This window comes from Halomonas sp. (assembly GCF_014859505.1).
Classification (GTDB): domain Bacteria; phylum Pseudomonadota; class Gammaproteobacteria; order Pseudomonadales; family Halomonadaceae; genus Halomonas.
Genome location: NZ_JACUUD010000130.1, coordinates 1 through 7,168 on the forward strand (window position 1 = coordinate 1; position 7,168 = coordinate 7,168).

7 protein-coding genes are annotated in these 7,168 nt (G+C 63.4%); 3 read left to right on the forward strand and 4 right to left on the reverse strand.

What is annotated here, in order from left to right; genetic code table 11:
* The 3 genes from IBX53_RS13450 to IBX53_RS13460 form a co-directional block, all read left to right on the forward strand.
* Nucleotides 1-904 (forward strand): hypothetical protein (locus IBX53_RS13450; protein ID WP_290910068.1); only part of this gene is annotated, 904 nt, incomplete at its 5' end.
* A 17-nt stretch (nucleotides 905-921) separates the two neighbouring features.
* Complete coding sequence (locus IBX53_RS13455; RefSeq protein WP_290910070.1) at nucleotides 922-3,771, forward strand: EAL domain-containing protein; 2,850 nt, start codon at nucleotides 922-924, stop codon at nucleotides 3,769-3,771.
* Between the two features lie 43 nt (nucleotides 3,772-3,814).
* On the forward strand, nucleotides 3,815-4,630 hold the full coding sequence (locus IBX53_RS13460) for a PEP-CTERM/exosortase system-associated acyltransferase (protein WP_290910072.1): 816 nt from the start codon (nucleotides 3,815-3,817) through the stop codon (nucleotides 4,628-4,630).
* Here IBX53_RS13460 and IBX53_RS13465 read toward each other — a convergent pair.
* From IBX53_RS13465 to IBX53_RS13480, 4 genes are all read right to left on the reverse strand, one after another.
* Nucleotides 4,625-4,834 carry a hypothetical protein gene (locus IBX53_RS13465; protein ID WP_290910074.1) on the reverse strand — a complete coding sequence of 70 codons (210 nt, stop codon included), beginning with the start codon at nucleotides 4,832-4,834 and terminating at the stop codon, nucleotides 4,625-4,627. The two genes, IBX53_RS13460 and IBX53_RS13465, sit on opposite strands and share 6 nt — an antisense overlap.
* A gap of 34 nt (nucleotides 4,835-4,868) precedes the next feature.
* The gene (locus IBX53_RS13470) at nucleotides 4,869-5,612 is read right to left on the reverse strand and encodes a trimeric intracellular cation channel family protein (RefSeq protein ID WP_290910076.1); all 744 of its coding nucleotides are present in this window, start codon (nucleotides 5,610-5,612) and stop codon (nucleotides 4,869-4,871) included.
* Between the two features lie 81 nt (nucleotides 5,613-5,693).
* On the reverse strand, nucleotides 5,694-6,716 hold the full coding sequence (locus IBX53_RS13475) for a DUF21 domain-containing protein (RefSeq protein WP_290910078.1): 1,023 nt from the start codon (nucleotides 6,714-6,716) through the stop codon (nucleotides 5,694-5,696).
* A 95-nt stretch (nucleotides 6,717-6,811) separates the two neighbouring features.
* On the reverse strand, nucleotides 6,812-7,168 hold a 357-nt coding region (locus IBX53_RS13480; protein ID WP_290910080.1), incomplete at its 5' end, for a DUF305 domain-containing protein.

The window sequence follows — 7,168 nt, forward strand, 5'->3', positions numbered from 1 at the left end:
GATGCTCGACTATGGCTTGGTGGACTATCAGATGGTCTCCAACCAGCAGCGTACCCTGGGGGTCCAGCTCGGACGCAGCAAGAACCCCTTCGGTTTCTACAACCAGACCCGGGACGTGGCCTTTACCCGCCCCAGCATCCTGCTGCCCCAGTCGATCTATTTTGACAGGACACGGTCATTGGCACTCTCTGGCGATGGCATTGCTCTCTACCATGAAGAAAATTTGCCGAAAGGGTCTCTGCGGACACAAATCGGATTAGGCAAGCCACAGGCTGAGGATGATCTTCGCAGAACCATGAGGCTAGAGAACACTCCAGGCCGGCTTAATCCGCGCGAATCTACCATCGCACAAATAAAATATGAACATGATGGTGGCCGGTTCATCGCTGCAGTCAGTACTGCTGACGCCAGAGTAAGATTCGAACCTCAAACCGCTCAAATGAACTCCGGTGACTTCAAGTTCCAGCCTTGGGTGATCTCTTTACAATACAACGCTGAGCACTGGAGTCTTACCGGGGAATACGCTATCAGGAGTTCCACGCTAGAGGGCTTTGCCAACCCATTCCTCAACTTCGACGTTACTGGCGAAAGTTGGTACGTGCAGTATACCCGGCGCTTCCATGAGAACTGGCAGTGGCTGGTACGCTATGACAGCCTGATCAACAACCGCGACGATCGTTCAGGCTCCGCCTTTGAGGCCAGTGGTGCGGGCCCGGCCCATAGCCAGTTCGCGGAAGACTACACCATGGGCCTTCAGTGGAATATCAATCCGCGGGTTCTGCTCGCTGCCGAGTACCACCATGTGGATGGTACAGGTTGGCTTCCCATTCAGGACAACCCCGACCCTGCCGAGACCAGCCGCCGCTGGAACATGCTGCTGTTCCAGCTCTCCCTGCGCTTCTGACTGGTCCGATGCTTGCCATGCGCCCCCCCTACCGAAGGCCCTGCCGCCTGAGCCTGACCTGGCGAGTGATCGCCCTCAGCAGCCTGCTTCTGGTCCTGCTGGTGGCGCTGTTTGCCTGGCTGGTGCATGCCAACCTGACTCGCCAGTTCGAGACCAGCCGCGCCGAGCACGGCGAGCGCCAGGCCCGCGAGATCCGCCTGGCCCTGGAGCGCTCCGAGGAGGGTCTGCGACAGCTGGCCTCCCTGGTGGCCTCGGGCCAGGGGCTGGGCGAGGCGCTCCAGGTCGGCCAGCCGGAGATGCTGGTCGACTCGTTGGAGACCCAGTGGCCCACGCTGCAGCTGGAGGCAGGGATCGACGAGATCCTCGTCTACGATATCGACGCGAACCAGCAGGCCGCCTGGGGCGAGGGGCAGTTGCACAACGAGCGGCCCGTCCAGGAGTGGGTGCGCCGCGTGCTGCGCGACGAGATGCCCCACTCTGCCCTGCGCTGCTCCAGCGACTGTCGGCAGTATGCGGCCGTACCGGTGCTGGTCGAGGGGGAGAGCGCCGGCGCCGTGATCCTCTCTCGCTCCCTGGCCGACGTCACTCGCCAGGCCCAGCAGGTCTCCGAGAGCGACGTGGCGCTGCTGGTAGTGGGAAGCCCGGCCGTCCCGGAACTGCCGGAGGAGCGGGTGATTCCCGCCTGGCGGGGACAGCTTATCGCCATGACCCGCCAGGAGGCCTACCTGCCGATCCTGCGCAGTGCCGCGTCCCAGGTCTCGGTGCGCGGACTGGAGCGCCAGCCTCTGCGCCTGGAGCATCGGGGCCGAAACATCGAGCTCAGCGCGGTGCGCATGGACGAGGACGAAGACCGCCGCAGCATCGGCTATTTCCTGCTCGCTTCGGACATCACTCCCCAGATCAAGGCCATCGCCCACGACACCCGGGTGCTGGTCGCCGTAGGTCTCGCCGGCTGGCTGGTGGCCGAGCTGATGCTGCTGGCGATCCTGCTCAGCCCCATGGCCCGGCTACGGCGAATCGCCAGCGTGCTGCCCACCCTGGCCCAGGGGGGATTCGCCGAGGCCAGGGCTTCCATCCCCCGCCCCCGGCGCATCCTGGCCGACGAGATCGACGTGCTGCAGGGCACCACCCTGGCTCTGGCCGACCAGCTCGAGACCCTGGAACAGGAGGTCTCGGCCCGAGGCGAACAGCTCGCCGAACGGGTCGAGGAGCTGGCCAGGGAGCGCGACTTCATCGGCAGCCTGCTGGACACGGCCCGGGTCTTCATCGTGACCCAGGACGCCAGTGGCCGCATCAGCCTGGTCAATGACTATGCGCTGACGGTCATGGATACCGAAGAGGAAGCGCTGCTGAATCGCCTGTTCGAGGATGTCTTCGCGCCGGGTCAGTCCTCCTCTGGCCCGCCCCTTGCCGCTCCGCACCTGGAGGAGCGCCCGCTGGTTACCCCCGATGGCCAGCAGCACACCATCGCCTGGTACCATGCCCCGCTCCCCGGGAGTAACGGGGCCGCGCCGGGGAGGATATCGGTCGGACTGGATATCACCGAACGCAAGGCCGCCGAGGCGCGCCTGACCTGGCTGGCCGAACGCGACCCCCTGACCGGGCTCTACAACCGCCGCTACTTCCAGGAGGCCCTCGGTGCAGCGCTCAAGCATGGCTTGAGCGGGGCCATGCTGCTGATGGACCTGGACCAGTTCAAGGATGTCAACGAGCTCTGCGGCCACCAGGCCGGCGACCAGCTGCTGCGCAAGGTGGCCCGGGTGCTCACCGAGGAGCTCGGCCACCGGGGCGTTATCGCCCGCCTGGGAGGCGACGAGTTCGCCCTGCTGCTCAGGGACGCGGATGCCGATCTTGCCGTGCGCATCGCCCAGCAGATCAGCCAGATCCTCGAGGGCACAGTCTTTGTGGCCGCGGAACGGCGCCACCGGATCTCGGCCAGCACCGGTATCGCCCTCTTCCCGGACCATGCCGACAACCCCATCGACCTGATGGCCAGTGCCGACATGGCCATGTACAAGGCCAAGGCCTCCGGCACCCAGCGCTGGCACCTGCTGGCCACCGCGCAGGGCGCCCGCGAAGAGCTGCAACAGCGGGTCTACTGGGAGGAGCGCGTGCACCGCGCGCTGGAGGAGGATGCCTTCGAGCTGATGGTGCAACCCATCGTGCGCCTTGAGGACCGTGACGTGCGCCACTACGAGGTGCTGCTGCGCATGCGCGACGAGCAGGGTGGCCTGATCTCGCCGGCTGCCTTTATCCCGGTAGCCGAGCGCAGCGGGCAGATCATCGCCGTGGACCGCTGGGTCCTGCGCCACAGCCTTCGGGCACTGAGCCGGGTACAGGAAAAAGGGATTAGCCTGGCGGTAAACCTCTCCGGGCAGTCCCTGCATGAAAACGAGCTCACGCAATATCTCACCGACGAGATTGCCGCCAGCGGCGCCGATCCCGAGTACCTGATCCTGGAGGTCACCGAGACCGCCGCTGTCACAGATTTCTCCACGGCCCGGGGGGTACTGCAGGCCATCCGGGACATCGGCTGCCGCACGGCCCTGGATGACTTCGGCGTGGGCTTCAGCAGCTTCCACTACCTGGGCCAGCTGCCGGTGGACTACATCAAGATCGATGGCAGCTTTATCCGCAACCTGGCGGTCAATGCCGATAGCCGCGTGATCGTCAAGGCCATCGCCGATATTGCCGCCGGGTTCGGCAAGCAGGCCATTGCCGAGTTTGTCGACCAGGAAGCGCTGATACCTTTGCTAAATTCGTATGGCATTGCTTATGGCCAAGGCTTCTATCTAGGCAAGCCTCATATAATTCAAGATCTCTTTAAGCCGGCGAATTATAATCATAATAAATATGGAAAATCCTAGACAGCCACATGTCAAAAATACTTTTTTAAATTAAGGTGACAGAATGAAGCCACTTGCATCAAATGTCGATGATAGCGAAAAAGTGAAGTCGCTACTGGAACGTTTCATGAGAGACTTTAGCTTCCAGATCGCAACAAGCGATCTGGAAAGGCAGCAAGTTTATCGACTTCGGCACGACGTCTACTGTGAAGAGCTTCATGGCATTGAACCGGTTGATCCTATCAAGCGGCTTGAATACGATATCTTTGATCATGACGCACTTCACTGCATGATTCGCCATCATCGTACGGGAATGGTGGCCGCATGTACTCGACTTGTAATCCCACAACCTGACGCACCACCTCCTCTCGACAAGCTGCCACTTCAATCCTATGCCGGAGAGAGCTTATTCCAGTCAAATCTTCATCCTGACAACCTGCCAAAGGACAGTTATTATGAAATATCACGACTGGCAATCGCTCGGCAATTTAGGCTGCGTCTCAAGGGCAATGAAGTGCCAGGTATCACCGATAACCCACATGCATTCACGGCGGAAGAAAAAGAAATCTTTTCATTATTGATCAGCGGCCTTTTTCTAGCCGGGTATGCACTCGGACGCATGACGGGCAAGCAACTTTGCTTTGCGATGATGGAGCCAAAGCTTCGTCGCCTTCTTGCAATGTCAGGCTTTCATTTCACTCAAGTTGGTGAGCCAATTAACTTGCACGGTAAGCGCAGCGCATACTGCCTTAACCGCGAGCAGGCGGAGGCTGGTATGCACAGGTCCTTGTTGCCTCTCTATCAGCATATCAAGGAAGAACTGGAACCCCAATTGGACGCCATACGTCGGAGCTCGTCGGACAGCTTGCTCTATTCATAACAATCCTGCAGACATCGCCGGCTCAGGAGTCGGTGTTCCCGGCCAGCGCAGCACCATGCTGTCCAGCACATTGCGGTGCTCCCCGCGCGTCAGGTCGGTGCTCCCCTCGGTCGAGGGAATGATGCCGCTATCGGCGTCCACCGCCTCGACCAGGGCATCGCGAATCGGCAACGCCAGTGGATAGCCTACCTGCCTGGCCAGCACGTATGGTCGCTCCAGCGAAGGTGTGCTGCCCGCCTCATGGCTTGTTGGGCCGGCGCCTCGACTGATCCGGCCGGATCATCCTGACCCGCACCTTGGGGCGAGCCCCTTCGGGAGGTGCCTCGCCTTCGCCGCTCTCTTCCCCGGAAGGCGGCACAGGTGTGATCTTTACCCAGGCAAAGGTCGGTAGTGCCAGCTGCCAGTAGATGGCGGCCAGGCGCAGGCCCAGCGTCACCAGCAGCGCCAGGGCAATGGTCAGGGTGACGGGTGCCGAGAGGGCATCCAGCACCACGTAGGTGATGCCACCGGCGATGGCCGCCGTGGCGTAGATCTCCTCGCGCAGCACCATGGGCACCCGGCGCGCCAGGATGTCCCGGACCATGCCGCCGGCCACCCCCGTGAGCAACCCCATCAGCACCGCGACAACCCCGGGGGCCTCGAGCAGCAGCGCCTTATGGGTGCCGATCACCACGAACAGCGCCAGCCCGAAGGCATCGGCCACCGGCAAAAAGCCGCGGGAAAGACGATGGATATAGTGAAAGCCCAGAATGGAGAGGCCCACCGTGGCCAGGATGACCCACAGATAGGTAGGGTCGGTGACCCAGAACACCGGCCGCACCCCAAGCACCAGATCGCGCAGGGTGCCGCCACCGATGCCGGTCACCGCTGCCAGCACCAGCATGCCGAATGGGTCCATGCGAGAGCGGCAGGCCAGGATCACGCCCGACAGCGCAAAGACGATCACCCCCGCCATGTCCAGCCAGTAGATCAGACCGCTCACCGTTGCTTGCCTCCCGACGGCTCATTCAGTGGGAAATGGGCGCACAGCATAGCCCAAATTCTGCCCCGTGAAAGCGGTGCCTCAGTCGGTTTCCGCCCCCTGGCGGACAATTCCCCGCAGCAAGCGGCCCAGCACATCGGAGCCGGTCAGGATACGCGGCGCCTCGTTCCACAGCAGGATGACATCCTCGTCGAGCACATCGTCCTCGCGGTGCACCGGACGCACCCGGAAGCGGCCGATCACCTCGCCGAGCGGGGTGCGCGGGTCACGCACCAGGATCGGTCGATGGCAGTAGGCCAGCGGGAAGAACTCGCCGCTGTCGAACAGGGCCGCGCGCAGGAAGGCGTTGACGTCCACCACCAGCCGGGGGGTGCCGGCCTCATCCACCAGCACGGCACGGCTGGTACCGGCGCGTTCGAGCCGACGCAGGAAGGGGTCGTGGCGATCACGCGTCAGCGGCGGAAAGCGTGGCCGCTCGCCGTCGAAGGGCAGCGTCAGGAGGCTCTCGGGCGCCAGCGGCTCACCCTCGCGGCCGAGCGGCACATCGTCCAGCGAGAGGAAGTTCATGGCGCCGCGCCCTTCGACCCGGTCGATCTCGGTCTCGGTGGACTCCATGTGCAGGCGGATCAACTGGTGGAGATCGCGCTCACGGTAGTAGGGAATTGCCTCGCCGCCCAGCCAGCGGTCGAGCACCCAGGCGGTGGGCCTGGCCACCGGCCACAGCAGCAGCTGGTAGCCACGAATCAGCGGCGACAGCAGCGCGGCCGTGCGCAGGGCATGGCGCGAGAAGTAGGCCTGGGGCAGGATCTCGGCGAGCAGGGTGATCACCACGGTGGAGAACAGGAAGGCCGCGACGGCCCCCATCACCGAGCCCGAGAGCAGCGCCAGCAGCACGTTGACGGCAACGTTGCCCCACAGGATGGTGACCAGCAGGAAGTTGGCATCGTGGCGCAGCGCCCTGACCCGCCGGGCCCGCGGGTTGCCGCGGCGCGCCTCGATCTCCAGCTCCAGCTTGTTGATCGAGAAGAAGGCCAGGTTGAGCCCCGAGAACATCGCCGACTGGCTGAGGCAGAGCAGGATGCCGATCCAGGTCAGCAGGGTCATCGAAGCCTCCTTGTCGATTGCCGAGTGCCGAGCGCTAACGCGCGCAGGCGGCCCGTAGGCCGCCTGCGAAGCGTAGCATCAGCTGACGAGGGAGGTCAGTCGACGCTGTGGCCGTGGGACTCGAGCCAGTCGCGCAGGAAGGCGATCTCCTCCTCCTGGGCCGCGATGACCTCCTCCGCCAGCTGGCGGATCTCCTCATCCTCGCCGTGCTCCAGCACGATGTTGGCCATGTCGATGGCCCCCTGATGGTGAGGGATCATGCCGCGCGCAAAGTCCACGTCGGCATCGCCGGTGAAGCCGACCATCATGTCCTCATGCATGCGGTCATTGGCCTCCCGATAGGCCTGCACCGCCGGGTTGTCGGCCTGCTCGTCGGCCTGCTCGTCGACCTGCTCGCCGACCTGCTCGCCGCCGTGGTGAGCCTGGCCATGGTCGCCATGAGCAGGGGCAGA

Excerpts from the sequence above, each read along its gene's own strand:
- IBX53_RS13455 (WP_290910070.1), top strand. The coding sequence starts at position 922 with ATGCGCCCCCCCTACCGAAGGCCCTGCCGCCTGAGCCTGACCTGGCGA.
- IBX53_RS13460 (WP_290910072.1), top strand. The coding sequence starts at position 3,815 with ATGAAGCCACTTGCATCAAATGTCGATGATAGCGAAAAAGTGAAGTCG.
- IBX53_RS13475 (WP_290910078.1), bottom strand. The coding sequence starts at position 6,716 with ATGACCCTGCTGACCTGGATCGGCATCCTGCTCTGCCTCAGCCAGTCG.